This is a genomic window from Burkholderia sp. Ac-20392, from assembly GCF_017104585.1.
GTDB classification, from domain to species: Bacteria; Pseudomonadota; Gammaproteobacteria; order Burkholderiales; family Burkholderiaceae; genus Burkholderia; species Burkholderia lata.
The window spans coordinates 1-798 of sequence record NZ_JAAGPB010001054.1; the positions used below are offsets into that span (position 1 = coordinate 1).

Sequence of the window (798 nt, forward strand, 5' to 3'; positions counted from 1 at the left end):
CGAAGACCGCGCCGTCGCAATCGCTCTCGATCGCACTCGGCCACGCGGTCGAGACGATCCCGACACCCGAGGGCGTGCGTGCGCTGCGCGACGCGCTCGCCATCGTGCGTCATGCCGGCGTGCAGAAGAAGCTCGCGCGCAACCTGAAGCCGGCCGAGCGCGCGCTCGGCGAGCGGCCGCACACCGCGCTGCGCATGACGCTCGACGCGAAGCCCGACAAGAAGCAGCTTGCGATGCTCGCCACGTGCATGGAAGCCGGCTTCTGGCAGTCGATGACGCTCGGCCACGCCGAATGGCGCGAGCGCCTCGTCGATGCGCCGGCCGGCGCTGCGTTCTCCGCGCGCATGATCTGGCACGCGCGCGGCGCCGATGGATCGACGCAGTCGTTCATGCCGGACATCGCGAAAGGCAAGGTCGTGCTGCGCGACGCGGCCGGGCACGCGATCGACCTCGCCAGCGACAGCAACATCCGGCTATGGCACCCGCTGCTGGCCGACGCGGACGAGCGGCTCGCATGGCAACGCGCGATCGTCGGCCGCACGCTGCGGCAGCCGGTCAGGCAAGCTTTCCGCGAATACTATCTGCCGGCCGACGGTGACGCACTGGCCAGTGATTCCGCGATGTTCGAAGGCCACGTGCTGTCGAGCCGGCCGCTGATCGGCGTCGCGCGCCGCGAAGGCTGGTCGATCCGGGCGTACGACGACGGGCTGGTCCGCGAATTCGGCGACGTGCGCGCGACCTTCTTCGTCGATGCGCGGCTCTATCCGGGCTCGGAAAGCCATGGCACGTCGCGCCGGC

General features: G+C 70.4%; 1 protein-coding gene. It reads left to right on the plus strand.

Annotated features, from left to right (window positions below):
- Nucleotides 1–798 (plus strand): DUF4132 domain-containing protein (locus tag G3N99_RS40720; RefSeq protein WP_206125253.1); only part of this gene is annotated, 798 nt, incomplete at both ends.